Origin of the sequence: Caballeronia sp. LZ034LL, from assembly GCF_031451215.1 — a bacterium.
Taxonomy (GTDB): Bacteria; Pseudomonadota; Gammaproteobacteria; order Burkholderiales; family Burkholderiaceae; genus Caballeronia.
Genome location: NZ_JARUXR010000001.1, coordinates 1,770,618 through 1,794,613, shown reverse-complemented (window position 1 = coordinate 1,794,613; position 23,996 = coordinate 1,770,618). Strand labels below are relative to the sequence as shown.

18 protein-coding genes are annotated in these 23,996 nt (G+C 65.2%); 7 read left to right on the top strand and 11 right to left on the bottom strand.

Annotated features, from left to right (window positions below):
• Window positions 1-293 precede the first annotated feature (293 nt).
• Window positions 294-2,120, top strand: coding sequence for a translational GTPase TypA (gene typA / locus QCE83_RS08190; RefSeq protein ID WP_309808573.1), 1,827 nt, complete (start codon window positions 294-296; stop codon window positions 2,118-2,120).
• A 134-nt stretch (window positions 2,121-2,254) separates the two neighbouring features.
• Here typA and QCE83_RS08185 read toward each other — a convergent pair whose 3' ends face one another.
• A complete protein-coding gene (locus QCE83_RS08185) occupies window positions 2,255-2,800 on the bottom strand; it encodes a hypothetical protein (RefSeq protein WP_309808571.1) in 546 nt (181 codons plus the stop codon).
• Between the two features lie 450 nt (window positions 2,801-3,250).
• On the opposite strand from QCE83_RS08185, the gene QCE83_RS08180 reads away from it, so the two are divergent.
• The 5 genes from QCE83_RS08180 to QCE83_RS08160 all read left to right on the top strand — a co-directional run bounded on the left by QCE83_RS08180 (window position 3,251) and on the right by QCE83_RS08160 (window position 10,755).
• The gene (locus QCE83_RS08180) at window positions 3,251-6,115 is read left to right on the top strand and encodes a 2-oxoglutarate dehydrogenase E1 component (protein ID WP_309808569.1); all 2,865 of its coding nucleotides are present in this window, start codon (window positions 3,251-3,253) and stop codon (window positions 6,113-6,115) included.
• Window positions 6,116-6,199: 84 nt separating this feature from the next.
• Entirely contained in the window at window positions 6,200-7,501 is a 1,302-nt protein-coding gene (gene odhB / locus QCE83_RS08175) for a 2-oxoglutarate dehydrogenase complex dihydrolipoyllysine-residue succinyltransferase (RefSeq protein WP_309808567.1), read from the top strand.
• A gap of 90 nt (window positions 7,502-7,591) precedes the next feature.
• Complete coding sequence (lpdA, locus tag QCE83_RS08170; protein ID WP_309808565.1) at window positions 7,592-9,022, top strand: dihydrolipoyl dehydrogenase; 1,431 nt, start codon at window positions 7,592-7,594, stop codon at window positions 9,020-9,022.
• 104 nt (window positions 9,023-9,126) lie between these two features.
• A complete protein-coding gene (zapE, locus tag QCE83_RS08165) occupies window positions 9,127-10,224 on the top strand; it encodes a cell division protein ZapE (RefSeq protein ID WP_309808563.1) in 1,098 nt (365 codons plus the stop codon).
• A 141-nt stretch (window positions 10,225-10,365) separates the two neighbouring features.
• The gene (locus QCE83_RS08160) at window positions 10,366-10,755 is read left to right on the top strand and encodes a transposase (RefSeq protein ID WP_309808561.1); all 390 of its coding nucleotides are present in this window, start codon (window positions 10,366-10,368) and stop codon (window positions 10,753-10,755) included.
• A gap of 18 nt (window positions 10,756-10,773) precedes the next feature.
• On the opposite strand, the gene QCE83_RS08155 is transcribed toward QCE83_RS08160, so the two are convergent.
• From QCE83_RS08155 to QCE83_RS08115, 9 genes are all read right to left on the bottom strand, one after another.
• On the bottom strand, window positions 10,774-11,193 hold the full coding sequence (locus tag QCE83_RS08155) for a DUF2147 domain-containing protein (protein ID WP_309811558.1): 420 nt from the start codon (window positions 11,191-11,193) through the stop codon (window positions 10,774-10,776).
• A gap of 188 nt (window positions 11,194-11,381) precedes the next feature.
• Window positions 11,382-12,170, bottom strand: coding sequence for a 5'/3'-nucleotidase SurE (gene surE, locus QCE83_RS08150; RefSeq protein ID WP_309808559.1), 789 nt, complete (start codon window positions 12,168-12,170; stop codon window positions 11,382-11,384).
• Window positions 12,171-12,260: 90 nt separating this feature from the next.
• Window positions 12,261-12,503: a hypothetical protein gene (locus QCE83_RS08145; protein ID WP_309808557.1), complete on the bottom strand. Its 243-nt coding sequence runs from the start codon at window positions 12,501-12,503 to the stop codon at window positions 12,261-12,263.
• 208 nt (window positions 12,504-12,711) lie between these two features.
• Window positions 12,712-13,623, bottom strand: coding sequence for a DUF1571 domain-containing protein (locus tag QCE83_RS08140; protein WP_309808555.1), 912 nt, complete (start codon window positions 13,621-13,623; stop codon window positions 12,712-12,714).
• A 15-nt stretch (window positions 13,624-13,638) separates the two neighbouring features.
• Window positions 13,639-15,387, bottom strand: a complete 1,749-nt coding sequence (locus tag QCE83_RS08135; RefSeq protein ID WP_309808554.1) for an AMP-binding protein — start codon at window positions 15,385-15,387, stop codon at window positions 13,639-13,641.
• Between the two features lie 69 nt (window positions 15,388-15,456).
• Window positions 15,457-16,752: an acetyl-CoA C-acetyltransferase gene (locus QCE83_RS08130; RefSeq protein WP_309808553.1), complete on the bottom strand. Its 1,296-nt coding sequence runs from the start codon at window positions 16,750-16,752 to the stop codon at window positions 15,457-15,459.
• Window positions 16,749-17,648 (bottom strand): MaoC/PaaZ C-terminal domain-containing protein, encoded by a 900-nt coding sequence (locus tag QCE83_RS08125; RefSeq protein ID WP_309808552.1) that lies wholly within the window; start codon window positions 17,646-17,648, stop codon window positions 16,749-16,751. The genes QCE83_RS08130 and QCE83_RS08125 overlap by 4 nt, the downstream gene beginning before the upstream one ends.
• A gap of 14 nt (window positions 17,649-17,662) precedes the next feature.
• Entirely contained in the window at window positions 17,663-19,111 is a 1,449-nt protein-coding gene (locus QCE83_RS08120; RefSeq protein ID WP_309808551.1) for a 3-oxoacyl-ACP reductase, read from the bottom strand.
• 66 nt (window positions 19,112-19,177) lie between these two features.
• Window positions 19,178-21,682, bottom strand: a complete 2,505-nt coding sequence (locus QCE83_RS08115) for an acyl-CoA dehydrogenase (RefSeq protein ID WP_404984318.1) — start codon at window positions 21,680-21,682, stop codon at window positions 19,178-19,180.
• Window positions 21,683-22,181: 499 nt separating this feature from the next.
• Between QCE83_RS08115 and QCE83_RS08110 the strand changes: the two genes are divergently transcribed.
• Window positions 22,182-22,532 carry a hypothetical protein gene (locus QCE83_RS08110; RefSeq protein WP_309808550.1) on the top strand — a complete coding sequence of 117 codons (351 nt, stop codon included), beginning with the start codon at window positions 22,182-22,184 and terminating at the stop codon, window positions 22,530-22,532.
• 71 nt (window positions 22,533-22,603) lie between these two features.
• On the opposite strand, the gene QCE83_RS08105 is transcribed toward QCE83_RS08110, so the two are convergent.
• Window positions 22,604-23,830 (bottom strand): MFS transporter, encoded by a 1,227-nt coding sequence (locus QCE83_RS08105; protein ID WP_309808549.1) that lies wholly within the window; start codon window positions 23,828-23,830, stop codon window positions 22,604-22,606.
• Between the last annotated feature and the right edge of the window lie 166 nt (window positions 23,831-23,996).

Below are 23,996 nucleotides of genomic sequence, written 5' to 3'. Positions count from 1 at the left end.
TAAGTAAGCGTCTCCTGGGCTGCAAGAATGTTTTCGGAAAAGACTTAACAGTCGTGGGGGCTTCAGGTGGTAGGGCTGTTATGCCGGCGCGGTACGCAAAACGGTCCCGGGTTGCGTCCTATTGCGAGGGAACGACATTTGTGCGTGCTATAATTTACGGTTCTCACCGCGCCGAGCCCGCGAAGTCATGCTTGCATGACGGTTCTTGAGGGGCTGCCGGGCATAGAAGTCTCGCCTATCCCCTGAACGGGATTCGGGATTCGCTCGACGGCGCACAACCAAGATACCTCTATATGACTCGCGCCCTCCGCAATATCGCCATCATTGCCCACGTCGACCACGGCAAGACCACGCTCGTCGACCAGTTGCTCCGCCAGTCGGGCACGTTCCGGGAAAACCAGCAGGTCGCCGAGCGGGTCATGGACTCGAACGACATCGAAAAGGAACGCGGCATCACGATTCTGGCCAAGAATTGCGCCGTCGAATACGAAGGCACGCACATCAATATCGTCGACACGCCGGGACACGCGGACTTCGGCGGTGAAGTGGAGCGCGTGCTGTCGATGGTCGATTCCGTGCTGCTGCTGGTCGACGCCGTCGAAGGCCCGATGCCCCAGACGCGCTTCGTCACGAAGAAGGCGCTCGCCCTCGGCCTGAAGCCGATCGTCGTGATCAACAAGGTGGACCGTCCGGGCGCGCGTATCGACTGGGTGATCAACCAGACGTTCGACTTGTTCGACAAGCTCGGCGCCACCGAAGAACAGCTCGACTTCCCGGTCGTCTACGCGTCGGGCCTGAACGGCTACGCCGGCCTTGATCCGGAAGTGCGCGAAGGCACGATGCGCCCGCTGTTTGAAGCCATTCTCCAGCACGTTCCCGTTCGTCCGGCCGATCCGGACGGTCCCCTGCAACTCCAGATCACCTCGCTCGACTACAACTCGTATGTGGGCCGTATCGGCGTGGGCCGCGTGGCGCGCGGCCGCATCCGTCCCGGCATGCAGGTGGCGGTGCGTTCGGGTCCGGACGGCGCGATCCTGAACCGCAAGATCAACCAGGTGCTGTCGTTCCACGGCCTCGAGCGCGTGCAGGTCGAGGAAGCGCAGGCCGGCGACATCGTGCTGATCAACGGCATCGAGGAAATCGGCATTGGCGTGACCATCTGCTCGCCGGAACAGCCCGACGCGCTGCCGATGATCACCGTCGACGAACCCACCCTGACGATGAACTTCCTCGTGAACTCGTCGCCGCTCGCGGGCAAGGAAGGCAAGTTCGTGACGAGCCGCCAGATTCGCGACCGTCTGACGAAGGAGCTGAATCACAACGTCGCGCTGCGCGTGAAGGACACCGGCGACGAAACCACGTTCGAAGTGTCGGGCCGCGGCGAACTGCACCTGACCATTCTGGTCGAGAACATGCGCCGTGAAGGCTATGAGCTCGCGGTGTCGCGTCCGCGCGTGGTGCTGCAGGAGATCGACGGCGTGAAGTGCGAGCCGTACGAAAACCTGACGGTGGATATCGAAGACCAGCATCAGGGCGGCGTGATGGAAGAGCTGGGCCGTCGCAAGGGCGAAATGCTCGACATGACGTCGGACGGCCGCGGCCGCACGCGTCTCGAGTACAAGATTTCGGCGCGCGGCCTGATCGGCTTCCAGAGCGAGTTCCTGACGCTCACGCGCGGCACGGGCCTGATGAGCCACACGTTCGATTCGTACGCGCCCGTCAAGGAAGGCTCGGTGGGCGAGCGCCGCAACGGCGTGCTGATCTCGCAGGACGACGGTGCGGCTGTCGCCTATGCACTGTGGAAGCTGCAGGATCGCGGCCGCATGTTCGTGTCGCCGGGCGATGCGCTGTATGAAGGCATGATCATCGGCATTCACAGCCGCGACAACGACCTCGTCGTGAACCCGATCAAGGGCAAGCAGCTGACCAACGTGCGCGCGTCGGGCACCGACGAAGCCGTGCGCCTCGTGCCGCCCATCTCGATGTCGCTGGAATACGCGGTCGAGTTCATCGACGATGACGAGCTGGTCGAAGTCACGCCGCAGAACATCCGTCTGCGCAAGCGTCACCTGAAGGAACACGAGCGTCGTCGCGCCAGCCGCGAAGCCAACGCTGAGTAAGAGGACGCGCGTCGCGGTTCGCGGCGCGTAGCGAACCATGAAAAGCCCGGCGGTGCGTCATGCACCGCCGGGCTTTTTTGTCTCAGGCGCGAAGCATGTGCAATAGCTTCTTGCCTGAGCTATCGCGCGGCGGCTTATTTCACCAGATCAGCAAGGCCGGCCAAGGGCTGCAGAACGGTTTGCAGGACGTGTTGCCCGAAGTTCGCCACATCATGGAGCGCGGCCGTCAGCGGTCCCTGGGTTTGCTGCTCGGCGGGAGCCTGAGCCTGCGTGTCCTGCGGCTGCACGACCTGCGGCTGCACGATCTGCGGTTGAACAATCTGCGGCTGGATGATCTGCGGTGCGACTTGCTGCTGTGCGCCCTGTGCCGCGAGAATCTGCCCCGCCCGATCCACCGCTGCGTCCCGCATCTGGGCCACCACATTCGGGTCGCTCATCATCGACGAGAACTCATCCGTATTTGAATCCGAGCCGTAGAAAGCGGTCGGCGTCGATGGATAAGGGGTCGGTGGCGCGCTGACCGACGAGGTGGACGAGGTCGAATAGTTGCTGCCGGATCCGGAAGACGACGACTGCGTGGAACTCGACCGGCTGGTGACGACTGGCGGCACGAGAGGCGCGCCCGACATGCCCTGATAAGACTGGGACGAAGCGTTTGAAAAATTGAAGCTGGATAGCATATTCACTCCTGAAGCACATTGCGTGCGTTGGGTTGCGATCCGGAAGCGCCACGTCTCGGCATGTCCGATCCTTGCCGCGTTCCGACCCGTCGCGACGTAGTTCGCTCGGGTAATGCAGTGTGCAAAGCTTGAGGTCGGTCGCGGTGTCAATCGGATATCGCGCGGATATCGCGCCGATATCGCACCGCGCGCTTCAGCATGCGTCGAAACCGGCGGCGAGCGACGGCAAAGTGCCGCTTGCAATCCCGGTCGTCGGCATGGGACAAGCGTTTGCGGGCTTCCTGAACTTCAGAGCAATGGTGTTCTGTGCTATGCTTCTCGGATTAGCTAGTGCTATTAGGTCCTTCCAAGCAGACTTGATTCGCGCAATCCGCTAAACGGTCAGGCCGTGGCGCGGAAGGTTTTGTAACCCGCACTTCCTCGAGAAACTCGAAGAAAGGTGAGCGTAAAATGATGAAGCAATTCCAGTCGAACTCTTATTTGTTCGGCGGTAATGCTCCGTACGTCGAAGAGTTGTACGAGCAATATCTCGATAATCCTGCGTCAGTGCCCGAGACCTGGCGCGCCTATTTCGACGCGTTGCAGAACGTGCCCGCCTCCGACGGCACGGCCCACAACGACGTGGCTCACGGCCCCATCGTCGAATCCTTCGCCCAGCGCGCGAAGGCCAATGCCTTCCTGCCGCGCGAAAGCGCCAGCACCGGCGACCTCACTACTGCGCGCAAGCAGGTCTACGTCCAGTCGCTGATCGGCGCCTATCGCTTCCTCGGTTCGCAGTGGGCCAATCTCGACCCGCTCAAGCGCCGCGAGCGTCCCGCCATTCCCGAACTCGAACCCGGTTTCTACGACTTCACCGAAGCCGACATGGACCAGGTGTTCAACGCGACCAACCTGTACTTCGGTTTCGAACAGGCATCGCTGCGGGACATCGTCAAGGCGTTGCGCGACACGTACTGCGGCACGATCGGCGCCGAGTACATGTACATCAGCGACCCGGAACAGAAGCGCTGGTGGAAGGAAAAGCTGGAGTCCATCCGCTCCACGCCCGACTTCTCGAACGACAAGAAGAAGCACATCCTGAATCGCCTGACGGCCGCCGAAGGCCTCGAGCGCTTCCTGCACACCAAGTACGTCGGCCAGAAGCGCTTCTCGCTGGAAGGCGGCGAGAGCTTCATCGCGTCGATGGACGAAGTCGTGCGTCACGGCGGCAAGAGCGGCGTGCAGGAAATCGTCATCGCCATGGCTCACCGCGGCCGTCTGAACGTGCTGGTCAACACGCTCGGCAAGATGCCGGCGGACCTGTTCGCCGAATTCGAAGGCAAGCACGTCGATGACCTGCCGGCCGGCGACGTGAAGTACCACAAGGGCTTCTCGTCAGACGTGTCCACCGAAGGCGGACCGGTCCACCTGTCGCTCGCATTCAACCCGTCGCATCTGGAAATCGTGAACCCGGTGGTCGAAGGTTCGGCGAAGGCGCGTATGGACCGCCGCGGCGACGAAGAAGGCCTGCAGGTGCTGCCGGTGCAAGTGCACGGCGACGCTGCATTCGCCGGCCAGGGCGTCGTGATGGAAACGCTGAACCTCGCGCAGACGCGCGGCTACGGCACGCACGGCACGCTGCATATCGTCATCAACAACCAGATCGGCTTCACGACGTCGGACCCGCGCGACGCGCGCTCCACGCTGTATTGCTCGGACGTGGTCAAGATGATCGAAGCGCCGGTGCTGCACGTGAACGGCGACGACCCCGAAGCGGTCGTGCTGGCCACGCAGCTGGCCATCGACTTCCGCATGAAGTTCCACAAGGACGTGGTCGTCGACATCATCTGCTTCCGCAAGCTGGGTCACAACGAGCAGGACACGCCGGCGGTCACGCAGCCGCTGATGTACAAGACCATCGCGAAGCATCCGGGCACGCGCGCCGTCTACGCCGAGAAGCTGGTGCAGCAGGGCGTCATCACGGCAGCGGACGCGGACAACTTCGTCAAGGAATACCGCCAGGCGATGGACGAAGGCCATCACACGGTGGATCCGGTGCTCTCGAACTACAAGAGCAAGTACGCGGTCGACTGGGTGCCGTTCCTGAACCGCAAGTGGACCGACGCGGCCGACACCGCCGTGCCGCTCGCGGAACTGAAGCGTCTGGCCGAGCGCATCACGACGATTCCGGAAAACTTCAAGGTTCACCCGCTGGTCGAGCGCGTCATCAACGACCGCCGCGCCATGGGTCTCGGCGAAGCCAAGCTCGACTGGGGCATGGGCGAGCATCTCGCGTTCGCGTCACTGGTGGCATCGGGCTACGCCGTGCGTCTGACGGGCCAGGACTCGGGCCGCGGCACGTTCACGCACCGTCACGCGGTGCTGCACGACCAGAACCGCGAGCGCTGGAACGACGGCACGTACATTCCGCTGCAGAACATCGCGGAAGGCCAGGCCAAGTTCAATGTGATCGACTCCGTGTTGTCCGAAGAAGCGGTGCTCGGTTTCGAGTACGGCTATTCGACCGCCGAGCCGAACACGTTCGTCGCGTGGGAAGCGCAGTTCGGCGACTTCGTGAACGGCGCGCAGGTCGTGATCGACCAGTTCATCTCGTCGGGCGAAGTGAAGTGGGGCCGTGTCTCGGGCCTCACGATGCTGCTGCCGCACGGCTATGAAGGCCAGGGTCCGGAGCACTCGTCGGCGCGTATCGAGCGCTTCCTGCAACTGTGCGCGGACCACAACATGCAAGTGGTCCAGCCCACGACGCCGGCGCAGATCTTCCACTTGCTGCGCCGTCAGATGATCCGCCTGTTCCGCAAGCCGCTGATCATCGCCACGCCGAAGTCGCTGCTGCGTCACAAGGAAGCGGTGTCGGACCTGTCGGAACTGGCGAAGGGTTCGTTCCAGCCGGTCATCGGCGAAGTGGACGAGAGCATCGAGCCGAAGAAGGTCAAGCGCGTGATCTGCTGCTCGGGCCGCGTGTATTACGACATCGTCGCGCATCGCCGTGAAGCGAAGGCGAATGACGTCGCGATCGTCCGGATCGAGCAGCTGTATCCGTTCGCGCACAAGCAGTTCGACGCGGAACTCAAGAAGTACGAGAACGCGACGGAAGTCGTGTGGGTGCAGGACGAGCCGCAGAACCAGGGCGCCTGGTTCTACATCGAGCACCATCTGCGCGAAGGCATGCGCGAAGGCATGAAGCTCGCCTACAGCGGCCGTCCGGCTTCGGCGTCGCCCGCGGTCGGCTACTACGCGAAGCACTACGAGCAGCAGAAGGCGCTCGTGGAAGGCGCGTTCGGCCGCCTGAAGGGCGCGCAGGTCATCGCGAAGTAAGCATCGCTTGAAGGAACCGGCTGAGCGCACGCTCGCCGGTTCTTCGCTCGAACACACACGAACACGCATCAGGACAATACAGAAATGGCTATCGTAGAAGTCAAGGTTCCCCAGCTTTCCGAGTCGGTCTCGGAAGCCACCATGCTGCAGTGGAAGAAGAAGCCGGGCGAGGCTGTCGCCCAGGACGAAATCCTCATCGAAATCGAAACCGACAAGGTCGTGCTCGAAGTGCCCGCGCCGTCGGCCGGCGTGCTCGCGCAAGTGATCAAGCATGACGGCGACATCGTCACCGCCGACGAAATCATCGCGAAGATCGACACCGAAGCGAAGGCCGGCGAAGCACCCGCCGCCGCCGCTGCCGGCGACGCCGAAGTGAAGCCCGCGCCGCAAGCCGAACCGGCTGCCGCCACGGCATCGGCTCCGGCTGCTGCCGCCAGCGCATCGACGGGCGGCGCCGCATCGCCGGCTGCGACCAAGATCCTGGCCGAGAAGGGCGTGTCGGCGGATCAGGTGTCGGGCTCGGGCCGCGACGGCCGCATCACGAAGGGCGACGCACTCGCCGCACAAGCGGGCGCACCCGCAGCTGCATCGGCCAAGCCCGCAGCAGCCCCGGCGCCCGCAAAGGCCGCGAAGCCTGCGCTGCCGCAAGTCAGCGCACCCGGTTCGGCCGACCAGTGGCTCAAGGACCGTCCGGAACAACGCGTGCCGATGTCGCGTCTGCGCGCCCGTATCGCCGAGCGTCTGCTCGAGTCGCAGCAGACCAACGCCATCCTGACGACGTTCAACGAAGTCAACATGGCGCCGGTCATGGAGCTGCGCAACAAGTACAAGGACCGCTTCGAGAAAGAACACGGCGTGAAGCTCGGCTTCATGTCGTTCTTCGTGAAGGCCGCCGTGCACGCGCTGAAGAAGTTCCCGCTCGTGAACGCGTCGATCGACGGTAACGACATCGTCTATCACGGCTACTTCGACATCGGTATTGCGGTCGGTTCGCCGCGCGGCCTGGTGGTGCCCATCCTGCGCAACGCAGACCAGATGAGCCTCGCCGACATCGAGAAGAAGATCGCCGAATTCGGCCAGAAGGCCAAGGACGGCAAGCTGTCGATCGAGGAAATGACGGGCGGCACGTTCTCCATCTCGAACGGCGGCGTGTTCGGCTCCATGCTCTCGACACCGATCATCAACCCGCCGCAGTCGGCCATTCTCGGCGTGCACGCGACGAAGGAACGCGCGGTCGTGGAGAACGGCCAGATCGTCATCCGTCCGATGAACTATCTCGCCATGTCGTACGACCACCGCATCATCGACGGCCGCGAAGCCGTGCTGTCGCTGGTCGCGATGAAGGATGCGCTGGAAGATCCGGCCCGTCTGCTGCTGGACCTGTAAGAACTCAGTGCCTTCGGGCGCGCGCGATAGGCTCGCGCGCGCCTTCGGAAAGGCGTCTCCGCAAGAGCGGAGTCACGATCAAGGAAAGTCATGTCCAAGGAATTTGATGTCGTCGTGATCGGCGCGGGCCCGGGCGGCTATATCGCGGCGATTCGCGCAGCGCAACTCGGCAAGACGGTTGCGTGTATCGAGAAGTGGAAGAACCCGGCGGGCGCATTGAAGCTCGGCGGCACCTGCCTCAACGTGGGCTGCATTCCGTCGAAGGCGCTGCTGGCGTCGTCGGAGGAGTTCGAGAACACGTCGAAGCATCTGGCCGACCACGGCATCACTGTGTCGGACGTAAAGCTCGATGTTTCGAAGATGCTGGCCCGCAAGGACGGCATCGTCGAGAAGATGACCAAGGGCATCGAATTCCTGTTCCGCAAGAACAAGATCACCTGGCTCAAGGGCCATGGCAAGTTCACCGGCAAGAACGACGCCGGCGTGCAGATCGAAGTGTCGGGCGAAGGCGAGACGGAAGTCGTCACGGCGAAGAACGTGATCATTGCGACGGGCTCGAAGGCGCGTCATCTGCCGAACATCCCGGTCGACAACAAGATCGTCGCGGACAACGAAGGCGCGCTGTCGTTCGACGCCGTGCCGAAGAAGCTCGCCGTGATCGGCGCGGGCGTGATCGGTCTGGAACTCGGTTCGGTGTGGCGCCGCCTGGGCGCGGACGTGACGGTGCTCGAAGCACTGCCGCAGTTCCTTGGCGCAGCAGACGAAGCGCTGGCGAAGGAAGCCGCCAAGCAGTTCAAGAAGCAGGGTCTCGACATTCACCTCGGCGTGAAGATCGGCGAAGTGAAGACGTCGGACGCGGGCGTGTCGATCGCCTACACGGACAATGCGGGCAACGCGAAAGAGCTGGAAGCGGATCGCCTGATCGTGTCGATCGGCCGCGTGCCGAACACCGACAACCTCGGTCTGGAAGCCATCGGCCTGAAGGCCAACGAGCGCGGCTTCATCGACGTGGACGATCACTGCGCGACCAGCGTGCCGGGCGTCTACGCGATCGGCGACGTGGTGCGCGGCCCGATGCTCGCGCACAAGGCGGAAGACGAAGGCGTGGCAGTGGCGGAGATCATCGACGGTCAGAAGCCGCATATCGACTACAACTGCGTGCCGTGGGTCATCTACACGGAACCGGAAATTGCGTGGGTCGGCAAGACGGAACAGCAGCTCAAGGCCGAAGGCCGAGAGATCAAGACCGGCCAGTTCCCGATGATGGCCAACGGCCGCGCGCTGGGTATCGGCAAGGCGGAAGGCTTCGTCAAGATGATCGCGGACGCGAAGACCGACGAGATCCTCGGCGTGCACGTGATTGCGGCGGACGCATCGGACCTGATCGCGGAAGCGGTCGTGGCGATGGAGTTCAAGGCGGCCTCGGAAGATATCGGCCGGATCTGCCATCCGCATCCGTCGCTGTCGGAAGTGATGCGTGAAGCGGCGCTCGCCGTCGACAAGCGCGCGCTGAACATGTAAGCAGCTCGGCTTCGGGCAATACGCAAGGCATCGCAACGAAGGCGAGCGGATCAAACCGCTCGCCTTCGTCACTTTCAACGTCATCGACGCACAGACGCGGCATCATGAACGTCACCGAATACTACGAAAACGAACTGCGCACGCGGGGTTATCAATCGGACGAGGCCCAGCTCGCGGCGGTCGCGCGTCTGCAGCGCTGCTATGACGAGTGGGTCGCCTACAAGGCGCGCCGCTCGAACGCGCTGAAGAAGTTCCTGGTGCGCCCGGAGTTGCCGCGCGGCGCGTATCTGTGGGGCGGCGTCGGGCGCGGCAAGAGCTTCCTGATGGACAGCTTCTATGCGGTCGTGCCGGTGCAGCGCAAGACGCGCCTGCATTTTCACGAGTTCATGCGCGAGGTGCATCGCCAGCTGGAAGAGCTGAAAGGCCAGGCCGATCCGCTCGACGAAGTCGCGAAACGCATTGCGAAGCGCTATCGGCTGATCTGCTTCGACGAGTTCCACGTGTCCGACATCGCCGACGCGATGATCCTCTATCGCCTGCTGGACCGTCTGTTCAAGGCGGGCGTGCAGTTCGTGATGACGTCCAACTACGAGCCGGACACGCTGTATCCGGAAGGGCTGCATCGCGACCGCCTGCTGCCCGCCATCGAATTGCTGAAGGAGCATCTCGACGTGCTCAACGTCGATGCCGGCACCGACTATCGCAAGCGCACGCTGTCGCAGGTGAAGGCGTATCACACGCCGCTCGGCGCGACGGCGAGCGAGGCCTTGCGCGCCGATTTCGCGAAGCTCGCGGCGGTGCCCGACGAGAGTCCGATCCTGCACATCGAGAAGCGCGAGATCAAGGCGCTGCGTCGCGCGGATGGTGTCGTCTGGTTCGACTTCGCGACGCTGTGCGGCGGTCCGCGCTCGCAGAACGACTACCTCGAACTGGCGAACCGGTTTCACGCGGTGATCCTGTCCGATGTTCCGCAGATGAGTCCGCGCATGGCCTCGGAAGCGCGCCGCTTCACGTGGCTCATCGACGTGTTCTATGACCACAAGGTCAAGCTGCTGATGTCCGCCGCGGTGCCGGCAGAGGAGCTTTACGTCGAAGGACCGATGGCGAACGAATTCGCGCGCACTGTTTCGCGGATCGTCGAAATGCAGTCGAAGGAATACCTCGAAGCGCCACGCCGGGTCGCGGATATTACATTTAATTAATAAGAGAACAGGCGAAGGACGACCGTCCAAACGGCGTAAGGCTAGAGGGCATTTTCAAGATTCGGATCACTCTGATGTGCGGGCTGGCAGGGACTCGGTATTGTCGATCCCGGTTATCAGTCAGCGATTGGAGAGATGAACGTGAAGCCCTACCGCGATATGTCCGACGATGAATGGCAGATGGTGGCGCCGCTGCTTCCCGAACTACGGCCGCGCTCGGAGTTGCGCGGCCGGCCGCTCGCCAATACGCGCGCGGTACTCAATGGCGTGCTGTGGGTGATGTACAGCGGCGCGTCGTGGTCCACCTTGCCGCGCAAGTACCCGTCGTATCAGACGTGTCATCGGCGTTTCAAGGCCTGGTATGAATCGGGTGTGCTGTTGCGCGTGATGACGCAGTTGTTCGGGCCATCGGGTGAATCGCTGTACACGCTGATGATGTCGCGCATGCGCGTGCCCGCGGAGTTCGAACACGCGGCTTCATGTGCGCTCGAAGAGGTGCAGGCCGAAGTGGCGGAACGGCAGGCTGCTTGAGCCCGCCGCCCGTCGGCTTTACTGCTGCCGCAGCCAGGTCTGCGAACGACCCAGCAGCGACACGCCGATGAACCCGCGCACCACGAGTTTCTGGCCGTTGTCGTCGAGCTTCATCTTGCACTTGTACAGCTTGCCGCTGTCCGGATCGAGGATATGGCCGCCGTCCCACGTGTCGCCGTCCTGACGCATGCCCGTGATGATCGTCATGCCCTTGACCAGCTGATCGTGGCGTTCGTCGGTGCAGGCGGTGCAGCGCTTGTCCGGTTGATCGAATTCGCCGATGCCGCGCACCACCTTGCCGGACAGCTGGCCGTTGCCTTCGTCGACGATCTGGATGATCGCCTTCGGCTTGCCGCTTTGATCGTCGATGGTTTGCCAGGTGCCGACCGGCGTGGCGTTTTGCGCGAACGCGCTGGCGGCCAGCATCGTGCACAGCATGCCGAGCAGGGAACGCACGCCGCGCGGACCGATGAAACGGGTCATGTTGCCTCCTTGTTCTGATTTTGATTGTGGCCGGCCGGGCGCGCGCACGCTGCCGCCGGACCGGCTCAGCATACGGGAAAGCGACGCGCGGATTCGAGAGGGAAGCTTCTAGTCGTGCCAGCGCGCGCCCGCGCGGGTCCGCCTTAGCCCTTGCGCGCCAGTCCCGCCTGAAGCGTGGCGAAGGTACGCTCGTCGGTGCGATCGAAGTGCAGCGGTGTTACCGCGACACGTCCGGAACCCACCACCGCGGTCTCGCTATCGGGCGAATTCGGACGCGGGCCGCGCTGGAAGCGCAGCCAGTGATAGTCGATGCCGCGCGGATCCACCTCGGCGACCACGTCGATGCCTTCGACCAGACCCACGCCCTGGCGCGTGACCGTGAGCGGTCCGGCGGCGGAGGCATCGCAGTCGGGGAAGTTGACGTTCAGGCAGGTGGGCGCGTCGTGCGAGATCGCCAGCAACTGACGGATCACGCCGGGCGCGAGCATGCGCGCCGTGTCCCAGCGGACGTTGTCGCGATCGCGAAAGGTCTGGCTGAGCGCAATGGAAGGCAAGCCGAGCAGCAAGCCCGTCATCGCGGCGCCCACGGTGCCCGAGAACATCGTCTCCACACCGAGGTTCGCGCCGCGATTGATGCCGGACAGCACGAGCGTGGGCGGCGCGTCCTTCATGAGGTGGCGCGCGGCCATTACGACACAGTCGCCGGGCGTGCCCTGCACGCCGAAGCGTCGCTCGCTCCGGCGCGATACGCGCAGCGGCGAATGCAGGCTGATGGAATGCGAGGTGCCGCTCTGGTCGTGCTCCGGCGCGACCACCCAGACCTCGTGCCCGAGTTCGGACGCCACGGCCTCGAGGACGGCCAGTCCGGGGGCGTCGATGCCGTCGTCGTTGGTGATGAGCACGCGTTGCAAGATGGGCGAAGAGGCGGACATCGCGAATCACTCCTGGTCGATGGTGAAAGGGATCGACCGATTATTGCAGAGTTCGCATGACGGGGCCTTCGCGTCCCCGATACAACGGGCTTACTTGACGCCCAGACCGCGCAGGACAGCGTTGCCGTTTTCGGTCAGGCGCACCTGGGGGCCGCTCGCGTCCGGCGACACGATCTCGACATAGCCATACTCCTGCAGCGAGGCGACGTCGGGCGTGGCCGCCATGACGTCGATGGGCGCGTGCAGCAGCAGGAGCAGCGTGGCGATTTCGTGATGGCTGAGGAGCCGCTTGATGGCTCGGACGGGAGCCGAAGCCGGACGGACGAAGTTCATTGTATTTCCTCAAGTGTGCATGACGATGTGCGGCGCCTGGGTCCCGGCGATACCGGGGTGTAGCGCGTGCTTTGATGTCGATGGAATGCGCGCAGGTTATCGGCCGACACTTAGGCGAGACTTAAAAATCGCGCTCCACGCCCGCCGCAGTTGTTACATTGAATGTCACGTCTTGCACGCACATTGCGCCGCCTTGCAAGCGTCGCGCTCAGAAGCGATAGTCGGGGTTTTTCGGGTCGAACGTGAGGTCGTCGAACGGCATGGGCTCGACGCGCTCGAACACCACGCTTTCGAAGATTTCGCCGTCGTTGTCGAAGGATTCGAGCGAGCGGAAGAACGGGCGCTCGAGATCGAGGCCAAGCACTTCCTTTTTCGCATAGAACGCCGGCTGGCCGGTCGGTGTCTCGTAGGTGAGCGCCACCACGCGCACGCCGCGCACGGTCTTCACTTCGATATCCGCCGGCTGCGTGATGCCCGCTTCCGCAAAGCGCTGCCCTTCGTCGATGAAACGCCGGGTGATCGCCTCGACGCCCAGCTCGCGGATCGAATGATTCGACTGCGAACGCGCAAGCGTGCCGTTCACCGAGGTCCAGATGGGCAGCACGCCCAGGAAACCGCCCAGATGGCCGTAGAGCTGGTCGGGACGTTTCGAGTCGTCGTAGATGATTTCCTGGCCCGCGTGCGCGCCGTCGGGCAGCCAGCGCGCATAGATGCGCAGCGGTTCGCGCGTGACCCGCACGAGCATGTGATCGGCACGCTTCGGCCACGCGCCCTTGATCCGCTCGCGCCGCACCATCGTGAACTCGTAGGACGCGAAGGCACTCAAGCCTTGTTCGAGATAGCGCGGCAGCGCGCCCGGATCGAGCGCGCGGAACAGCGCGACGAGCTGGGCATCGTCGAGTCTCGCGAGTGCGCCGCTCGACGCCGCCTGCGCGAGCCACTGCGCCTGGCCCGCGGCGTCGAGATTCGCGGGCAGCACGGCGGCGGCGGTCGCGGAGGCAATGGGCGGCGTGTCAGGCGTCTGGGCGCATGAAAGCGCGCTGGCGAAAATCGCACACGCCTGGAGCGCGGCGCAGGCGTTTCGCAAGGTCGAAGCGCCACGGCGTCGCGTGTGCGGCATCAGGTTCTCCGATGATCAGTCCGGCGGGTTCATCGGCGCCTTGCTTTCGCGCAGCTTGCGCCGCAACACCTTGCCGATGGTCGTCTGCGGCAGCGCGTCGCGGAACTCGACGAAGGCGGGCACCTTGTAGCCGGTCAGGTGTAAACGGGCGAACTTCACCAGTTCTTCCATCGTCAGCGATTCATCGCGCTTCACGACGAATACCTTGACGCGTTCGCCGGTCACCGGGTCCGGCACGCCGACCGCCGCGACCGCGCGCACCTTCGGATGCGCGGCGAGCACGTCCTCGATCTCGTTCGGATACACGTTGAAGCCCGACACGATCATCATGTCCTTCTTGCGGTCGATGAGACGGATGAAGCCGCGCGCATCCATCACGCCGATATCGCCGGTGGCGAGCCAGCCGTCGGCGTCAATGACTTTCGCGGTGTCTTCCGGCCGGTTCCAGTAGCCTTTCATCACCTGCGGGCCGTGCACGCAGAGTTCACCCGCTTCGTCGACCGCCGCCCAAGTGCCGTCTTCGCGGCGCAGGCGCACCAGCGTGGAGGCCACCGGCAGCCCGATGGTGCCGTCGAATGCATGACCGCCGTGCGCATCGAGCGGCGTGGCGCAGACGAGCGGCGCGCACTCGGTCAGGCCATAACCTTCGATGAGCGTCTGTCCCGTCAGTTCCTTGAAGCGCGTGGCCACGGTGCGCTGCGTCGCCATGCCGCCGGCCATCGCGAGCTTGAGCGAGGAGAAGTCGCGCCGGCGAAAGTCGTCGTTGTCGAGCAGTGCGCTGTAGAGCGTATTGAGCGCGGTAATGGCCGTGAAGTTCTCGTGCCGCAACGCGCGCATCAGCGCATGCAGGTCGCGCGGATTGACGATCAGCACGTTGCGTGCGCCGATCGCGAGGAAGGTCAGCGCATTCACCGTCAGCGAATAGATGTGATAGAGCGGCAAGGGCGTGACGACGATCTCGCGCCCGTCGACGAGCCGGCTGCGCGCCCAGCCGAGTGCCTGCAGCAGGTTGGCGATCACGTTGCGATGCGTGAGCATCGCGCCCTTCGCGGTGCCGGTGGTGCCGCCCGTGTACTGGATGAACGCGATGTCGCCGAGACCCACGCGCACGGGTTCGAAGCGGCGCCGCGCACCGCGCGCGAGCGCCTGCGGCAGGCGCACGGCATCGGGCAGGGCGTAGGCGGGCACCTGTTTTTTGACATGCCGGAGGATGAGGTCGAGCACGCGGCCCTTGAGATTGAGGCCGCCGCCGAGCAGATCGCCGATGCCGGTCACGATGACATTGCGCACCCGCGTCCCCGGCTGTGCGTCCTGCACGGTCTTCGCGAAGTTCTCGAACACGACGACCGTCTGCGCGCCGCTGTCCTTCAGTTGATGACCGAGCTCGCGCACGGTATAGAGCGGATTGACGTTGACGACGATCGCGCCCGCGAGCAGCGTGCCGAAGAGCGTGACGGGATAGGCGAGGGTATTGGGCATCATCAGCGCGACGCGATCGCCGGGCTTCACGCCGATGCCTTGCAGATACGACGCGAACGCATGCGCGTGCGCGCCGAGGGTCGCGAAGCTCATCTCGGAGCCGAGGCTCACGAAGGCGATGTGTTCGCGAAAGCGCGCGACGCAGTCGTCGAAGAAATGCGCGAGCGAGCGATAGCGTTCGGGATCGATCTCGCGCGCCACGTCCGGCGGATACGACGCGTACCAGATGCCGTCCGTCGCGTGCGGCTCGAACGCCGCGCGCGGCCCTGCGTGTCCCGGGCTCATGCGTGTCTCCGTTGGCGCGCCTGATCCGCCGCGCCTTTTATTTTTGCTGCTGCTTTTGCTACGTGCTAATCAACGTTCCAGTATCGCCACGATGCCCTGGCCGCCTGCCGCGCAAATCGAGATCAGGCCGCACAGCGGCTGGCCGTCGGCACGCGGCGGCGCGTGGGCCAGCATCTTCGCGAGCGTGCCCACGATGCGTCCGCCCGTCGCCGCAAACGGATGGCCGGTCGCAAGCGAGCTGCCGTTCACGTTGAGACGCTCGCGCGGGATCGCGCCGAGGGGGCCGTCCAGGCCCAGCGCGGTGCGGCAGTATTCGTCGTCTTCCCATGCGGCGAGCGTGCACAGCACCTGCGCGGCGAACGCTTCGTGAATCTCGTAGAAGTCGAAGTCCTGCAGCGTGAGGCCGGCGCGCGCCAGCATCGCCGGCACTGCGTAGGCGGGCGCCATCAGCAGGCCTTCGCGCTGGTCGAAGAAATCGACGGCCGCCGTCGCCGAAAAACTCAGGAACGCCTGCACCGGCAACCCACGTTCGGCGGCCCATTGCTCGGACGCGAGCAGCACCGCCGAGGCGCCGTCGGTGAGCGGCGTCGAATTGCCCGCGGTCAGCGTGCCGGCGTCGCGGTCGAAGACAGGCTTCAGTTGTGCGAGCCGGTCGGACGACAGATCGGGCCGCAGCGTGTTGTCGTGCGTGAGTCCCTTGTAGGGCGTCATCAGGTCGTTGAAGAACCCGCGCGCATAGGCCGCGGCCAGCTTCATGTGGCTTTCCAGCGCGAGCGCGTCCTGGGCCTCGCGCGAGATCTTCCAGCGCTTGGCCATCAGCTCGCAGTGCTCGCCCATCGAGAGGCCGGTGCGCGGCTCCGCGTTGCGCGGCAATTGCGGCTTGAAGAACATGCCGGGCCGGAGCTTCGCGAGTGCGCCGACGCGCTGTCCCGCCGAGCGCCCGCGATGCGCTTCGAGCAGGATCCGCCGCATCCGTTCGTTCACGGCGATGGGCGCGTCGGAAGCCGTATCGACACCGCCCGCGATGCCCATCTCGATCTGCCCGAGGGCGATCTTGTTGGCGACCAGGATCGCCGTTTCGAGGCCGGTGCCGCAAGCCTGTTGCACGTCGTAGGCGGGCGTTTCCCGCGCCAGCGTGGTCGAGAGCGCCGCCTCGCGCGTCAGGTTGAAGTCGCGCGAATGCTTGACGACCGCGCCCGCAGCGACTTCGCCTGCGCGCATGCCGTGCAGGTCGAAGCGGTCGACCAGCCCTTGCAGCGCGAAGCTCAGCATGTCCTGATTCGACGCCTGTGCATACGCCGTGTTCGCGCGCGCAAACGGAATCCGGTTGCTGCCGATGATCGCGACACGGCGCACGGCATTCATGGCAGCTCCCATTCGAAGTGGCCGCGCAGATGCGGAACATCGCCCGCGATATCGCGCACTTCGAAATCGCGCGCGACGGACGAGGGTGCCGCGCTCCACAGCGTCGCTTCGCCGGGCAGGTACAGCGGCGTCTTGAAATCGCCGTGCGCGTGACCGGCGGCCAGCGCCTTGACCGGATGCAGCGCCGCGAGCGTGCGCGCCAGCGTCCACATGCCGTGGGCGATCGCGCGCGGAAAGCCGAACGCCTTTGCCGTGAGCATGTGCAGGTGGATCGGATTGAAGTCGCCGGATGCTTTCGCATAATCGCGGCCGAGTTGCGGCGGCAGTTGCCAGCGCGCTTCGCGGGCAAGCAGCGGGCGGGCGACTGCCTCGACCGCATCCGGCGCGTCAGGAGCGCTCGCGCTGCGCACGCCGCGCTTCAGGTAGACGCTGTCGCCGTCCCAGACGGCTTCGCCGCGCCGGAAAATGCGCGTGTGCAGCGAGAAGGCCTGACCTTTCTGATGCGGCATCAGCGGCCCGCATTCGACTTCGATGCGCAGCGCCTGTCCCGCCATCAGCGGACGGCGCAGGTGCACGCGGTTCGAGAGATGCACGACGCCGAGCGCGGACCACGGAAACGACGGATCGGTCAGCATCATCAGATGCAGTGGAAACGCCAGCACGTGCGGAAAGGTGAGCGGCACGCCCTGCTCAGGAATGAAGCCGCAGACGCGCGCATAACGGCCGATGGCCTCGGGGTCGAGCTTGACATCGGGCCGCACCAGCCGGATGGCAGGCAGTTGCGGCGCGTGGCTGCGCCGGAACAAGCCGGGCAGCGCGCGGCCGTAGAGCCGGGCGGGCGGCGGCAAGGTCTCGACGACGACGGTGCGGGCGCGCGGCAGGGTCGGTGCGTGCATGGCGGGCTGGCTCCTCACGCGCCGATCAGGCTCTGACCGCACACGCGCACCACGTTGCCCGTGATGCCCGCGCTGCCCGGGCTCGCGAGCCAGGCGACGGTCTCGGCGACATCGACGGGCAGGCCGCCCTGGCCCATCGAATTGAGCCGCCGGCCGGCCTCGCGCACGCTGAACGGCATGCGCGCGGTCATGTGCGTTTCGATGAAGCCTGGCGCCACCGCGTTGATCGTGATGCCGCGCGCGCGGAGTGGCGGCGCCATCGCATGCACGCGGCCGATCACGCCGGCTTTCGAGGTCGCGTAGTTGGTCTGGCCGCGATTGCCCGCGATGCCGCTGATCGACGACACCGCGACGATGCGTCCGCCGTGCTGCAGGACGTTTCCGGCGAGTAGCGCCTCGTCGATGCGCGCCTGCGCCAGCAGGTTGATGTCGATCACGCTGTCCCACAGTTCCGCGCTCATGCGCGCGATGGTCTTGTCGCGCGTGATGCCCGCGTTGTGCACGACGATATCGATGCCGCCCGCTGCCCGCAGCGCGGCGGCGATGGCCTCGGGCGCCTCGGGTGCGGCGATGTCCGCGATGAGCGCTGCATGCGCGCCGCCCGAAGGCGACGCGTCTTCGATCGACAGCATGGTCTGGTCGAGCGCGTCGCGGGCGGCTTCGACATCGAGCCCGGTGACGATCGCCCCATGCCCGGCCAGCACCGCCGCGATCGCCGCGCCGATGCCGCGCGCCGCGCCCGTCACCAGCGCGCGCCGGCCCGCGAGCGGTTTGCTCCAGTCGAGAGGTACGGCGGAAGGGTTGGACGGAGCGTCGAGCGTGACCACCTGTCCCGACACATAAGCGGAGCGCGGCGAGAGAAAGAAGCGCAGCGCGGCTTCGAGGTCCGCACCTTCGGCCACGCGCAGCAGGTTCGACGTGATGCCGTTGCGCGCCTCCTTGCCGAGCGAGCGCACCAGGCCTTCCAGCGCATGTTGCGCAGTGCTGGCGGCGACGCTCGTGCAGGTCCCGGGCGGCCGCCCCAGCACGACGATGCGTCCGCTTTTCGCAAGCGAGCGCAGCGCGTCGTGGAAGAAGGCATACACCGCGTGAAGCTGGCTGCTGTCCTCGATGCCGGTCGCGTCGAAGATCAAGGCCTGCACGCGATCATCCGTGCGGGCATCGTCGCGCGCGCTGCTCGCGCGCGGCTCGAAGCGTCCGCTCATCGCGCCGTGGCGCGCGGCGACCGGCAGCCAGCCGGCCGCGCTTGCGTGCGCGACGCCCGTCATGCCGAGCGCAGCGAGCACGTTCATGAGGGCGTCGAAGAGAGCGGGTGATGGCCCCGCGCCGATTGCAGCAAGGCCATGGAATTCGGGCTCGCCGGGGCGCAGGCGACGCAGCATGGAGGGACGCGGCAGCCCGAGCGAGCGGGCAATGCTCATGCCGAAAGGCGAATTGACGAAGTCGAGGTAGCGGTCTTTCATCGATTGGCGTTCGGTCGTCGGGCGGCGCGGAGGAGGTCTCCTGGATCGACGGGCACGGGCCGCGGTTCAGGCGATCGTCTCGGGCGCCTGTTGTTCGAGCGCCTCGCGACGTTTCTGCAATGCTTCGAGGATACCGAAGTCTGCAGAAAAATCATCGACTTTCACGGCTTCGCGTGCATGGACGGCCCATTCGGCCAGCAGACTCCGCTCGCCCGCATCGATCAGACCGCGCGCCTCGGCCGTCCGCGCCCAGGCCTCGACGGCCTCCGGGCTCTGCGGCAGCGGGGCAATCTGGCCGGCTTTCACGGCATCGCGCAGACGGGTTTCGACGGCGGCGACAGCGGGCGTCAACGCCAGCAGTTTCTCGCCGCGCGCGATCGGATCGTGCTCGTTCGGCGAAACGTGCGCTCCCGCGACCAGCCGCTCGCGCGCCTCGCCCGGCGTTTGCAGCAGGCGCGCGACTTCATTGCCGAGGGCATCGGCGCAGGGTCCGTGCGGCAGGCCGAACGGAAACGCCAGCGCGCGCAGGAACCCGGACGCGGCGCGGTTGGGCGTGTTGGCGAGCAGGCCGTCGAACGCCATGCACGCCTGATGCAGCGCATCCTCGACGCCCCAGCGCACCAGCGGCAGGTCGCTTTCCGGGCGGCCTTCGTCTTCGAAACGCTTGAGCGTCGCGGAGACGAGATAGAGCTGCGAAAGGATGTCGCCCAGCCGCGCGGACAGACGCTCGCGCCGCTTCAACTCGCCGCCCAGCACGAGCATGGAGACATCGGCGCACAACGCGAAGGCCGTCGAGAGCCGCGTCGCCGCGCGATAGTACGGCGCGAGACGCGCATCGGCGCGCACCGGCCGGCGGATCAGCGCGCCGCCGCCGCACGCGTACACCAGACTGCGCAGCGCGTTGGACGCGAGAAAGCTCGCGTGGCCGAAGAAGGCGTCATCGAACGCGTGCAGCGCGCGCGCCTGATCGGCCTCGCGCGCCGCGGCCATTTCCTTGAGCACGTAAGGATGGCAGCGGATCGCCCCCTGGCCGAAGATGATCAGGCAGCGCGTCAGGATGTTCGCGCCTTCGACGGTGATCGAGATCGGCATCTGCTGGTAGGCGCGCGCCAGGAAGTTCGACGGCCCCATGCAGATGCCCTTGCCCGCGACGACGTCCATGCCGTCGTTGATGACCTTGCGGGCGCGCTCGGTGATGTGATATTTCGCGATCGCGGAGATGACCGACGGTTTCTCGCCGAGATCTACCGCCTGCGCCGACAGGCGGCGCGCGGCGTCCATCACGTAGAGATTGCCGCCCATGCGGCCGAGCGCTTCCTGGATGCCCTCGAAGCGCCCGACCGGCATGCGGAACTGGCGCCGCGCCGCCGCGTAGGCGCCGGTGCCGCGCACCGCGAGCTTCGCCATGCCGACATTCGACGACGGCAGCGAGATCGCCCGGCCCGCGGCCAGGCACTCCATCAACATGCGCCAGCCGCGGCCCACCTGCGCACGTCCGCCGATGACCCAGTTGAGCGGGATGAAGACGTCGGTGCCCCAGTTCGGTCCGTTCTGGAAGACCGCGTTCAACGGCCAGTGGCGCCGGCCGATATGCACACCCGGATGACGCGTCGGGATCAGCGCGCAGGTGATGCCGGGCGCGTCGTCGGGACCGAGCAGATGCTCCGGGTCGAGCGCGCGGAACGCGAGGCCGAGCACGGTGGCGATCGGGCCCAGCGTGATGTAGCGCTTGTTCCAGGTGACGCGGAAACCGAGCGTCTCGCGTCCTTCGTGCAGCCCGCGGCACACGATGCCGACATCGGGAATCGCGGCGGCATCGGAGCCGGCATAGGGGCTCGTCAGCGCGAAGCAGGGAATCTCTTCGCCGCGCGCGAGCCGCGGCAGATAGTGGTTCTTCTGTTCCTCGGTGCCGTAGTGCAGCAGGAGTTCGGCCGGGCCGAGCGAGTTCGGGACCATCACGGAGACGGCAGCCGCCGATGAGTGCGTCGACAGCTTCATGATGACCTGCGAATGCGCATACGCCGAGAAGGCCTTTCCGCCATAGCGCTTCGGAATGATCATGCCGAGGAAGCCTTGCTCCTTCACGTACTGCCATGCCTGCGGCGACAGATCCTGCCAGACCGCCGTGGTGTCCCAGTCGTTGGCGAGTTCGCAAAGACGCGCGCATTCGTTGTCGATGAAGCTTTGTTCCTCAGGCGTGAGCGTCGGCGCGCCGTGCGCGAGCAACGCATCCCAGTGCGGGCGTCCGGAGAACAGCTCGGCGTCCCACCAGACCGTGCCGGCTTCGATGGCATCGCGCTCAGTCGAGGACATGTCCGGCAGGATGCGGCGGAACACGGCGAACACGTGCCGGCTGAGCAGCGCGCGGCGCAGCGGGCGGATCGCCAGCAGCAGTGCGGGCAGCACGAAGACGATGGCCAGCAATGCCGCTGCCGCCATTCCCGTCACGCTGGTCAAGGGACCCGCGCCGACCCAGAGTGCGAATGCCGCAAGCCACACGAGCGCGGGTGCGCGGCAGAACGTCAGCGCGCCGGTAAGCAGCAGGAAGATGACGACGTACAGAGCCAGCATCACGGCCTCCGGGACCAGAAGCCTCGGGCACGAGGCTCTCCATGTCGATGGAAGCAGCACGTCACGTGCCGTCCGTGTTGATGCGTGCCTCTAAACAGATGAACAGCGTGGAAGCCAGTGGTCAGGCAGAGGCTTGATCGGGAGGTATGCCGCTCCAGGCTGCGATAACTCTGAAAAACTCAAAATGGGGAAATTTCGCGTTTCGAGTTGGGACCGGGCGAGCAAGAATGGGTGCGTTTCGGTCTCGCGCATGGCCTCGAAGGCCGGTGTGCCGCCGTCGATATCGATCCCCGCGCGGAGCGGGGATCAAAAGGGCGCTGTGGGTTCATCTTGCCGGAGTCCACCACAGCCAGTCACAACTCGGAGTGCTTCTAGTTGCGACCACCTGCACGTGCACGTGGTTGGAGGAGCATAGTTGAACTCGAACCATCTCGATCACTTGGAGAGGCTAAACATAGGCGCTGTTCCGGTTGAAGCCACGTTTCCGGACTGGGCCTGCATGCAGGGTTACGTGCTCTATATTTTCTTCGGGACGAACGGCGCATGCCGTTACCTGCGCGTGCCGCTGGACGAATCGCTGATCGCGACGATCCAGGCCGCGGGCTGCGCGAGCGGCTTCTCGCTGTACCGGGATCCTGGAGGACGCCTGACGTCGGTCGGGAGGTACATCGGACTCGTCTGTCTGGAGCAGGCCATCCCGCCGGCTGCGATCTGCCAGGAACTCGGCGTGCCCGAACGCATCCTGAACCGCCTGCGACGCGAGCGGGAGGCGTGTGCCGCTCATGCGCACGAGGACAGCGCGTTTCAGAGCCTGCGGACGCTCGCGCTCAAGGGTGAGATCAAGGCATAGCAGTGATCGGAAGGGGCGAGGTGCGCGGATAAGGTCCGCGCGCCTGGTCGATCCCGCATTGCGCGCAGCGTCTAGCTGCCGGCGCCCGCGCTTTCCGCCGATCGCGTCATGTCGATACCCCTGCGTTCGCGGCTGAAGAAGATGAGCCCCGCGATCACCACCGCGACCACGCCCGCGACAATCGCCATGGCCATGCCGTAGTTGTTGCCGTGCGATGTGGCGATCTCAGCCTGCATCGTCGCATTGACGGCGGCAAGCAGGTTGCCGAGCTGATAGACGAGTCCGGGGAAGGTCGCGCGAATCTCGTCGGGGGAGATCTCGTTCAGGTGCACGGGAATCACGCCCCACGCGCCCTGCACGGAGATCTGCATGAGGAACGCGCCGATCGCCAGCATGACCGGCGTCGTCGAGAAGGCCCAGAGGTACAGCACCGGCAACGCGATAAGTGCGGCGATGAAGATCGTCAGACGCCGCCCGATCTTCTCGGACAGCGACCCGAAGAACAGCCCGCCGACAATCGCGCCGATGTTGAGCACGATCGTGATGACCGACACGGTGTGCGGATCGAAATGATGCTGCTCGCGCAGGAAGGTCGGATAGAGATCCTGCGTGCCGTGCGAGAAGAAGTTGAACGCGGTCATCAGCACGATTGCATAGAGCGACAGCGTCCAGTTCCGCTTGAGCGTGGCGATGAGGCTCGGGCGCGGGCGCTTTTCCATCGCGCGCCAGGCGGGGGATTCGGGAACATGCGCGCGGATGTAGAGCACGAGCAGGGCCGGGATCACGCCGACGAAGAACATGCCGCGCCAGCCCACGAACTGGTACAGCACGCCGAAAACAATCGAGGCCAGCAGGTAGCCGCTGGGATAGCCCGCCTGCAGCAGGCCGGACACGAAGCCGCGCGCCGAAGGCGGCACGGTTTCCATGGTCAGCGCGGAACCGACGCCCCATTCGCCGCCCATCGCGATGCCGAACAGCGCACGCAGGACCAGCAGTGTCATCAGGTTGGGCGAGAGGCCGGAGAGCAGCTCCAGCATCGAATAGATCGCGATGTTGACCATCAGTGTCGGGCGGCGGCCGAACTTGTCGGCGAGGCGTCCGAATATCAGCGCGCCGAGCGGGCGCATGGCCAGCGTCAGCGTAATGGCGAATGCGACGTCGGGGATTTTCGTATTGAATTCGGCGGCGATGTCTTTCAATACGAAAACCATCAGGAAGAAATCGAATGCGTCGAGCGTCCAGCCCAGATAAGCGGCGATCGTTACGTTTCTCTGTTCGCGCGTCCAGTTCATTGCCACGTGCTCCGTTGGAATTGTTTGAATCGAATTGGCAGATCAACAGAGAGCGACGCAGCAATATATGCGCCGCCCGCAGGCGCGACGGCTCACCGGCCCCGCGCAACGGCGAGTCTACGGCGGCCGGCCAACTCATGCTTGATCAAACTGCTCTTGTTTGGAGCAGACT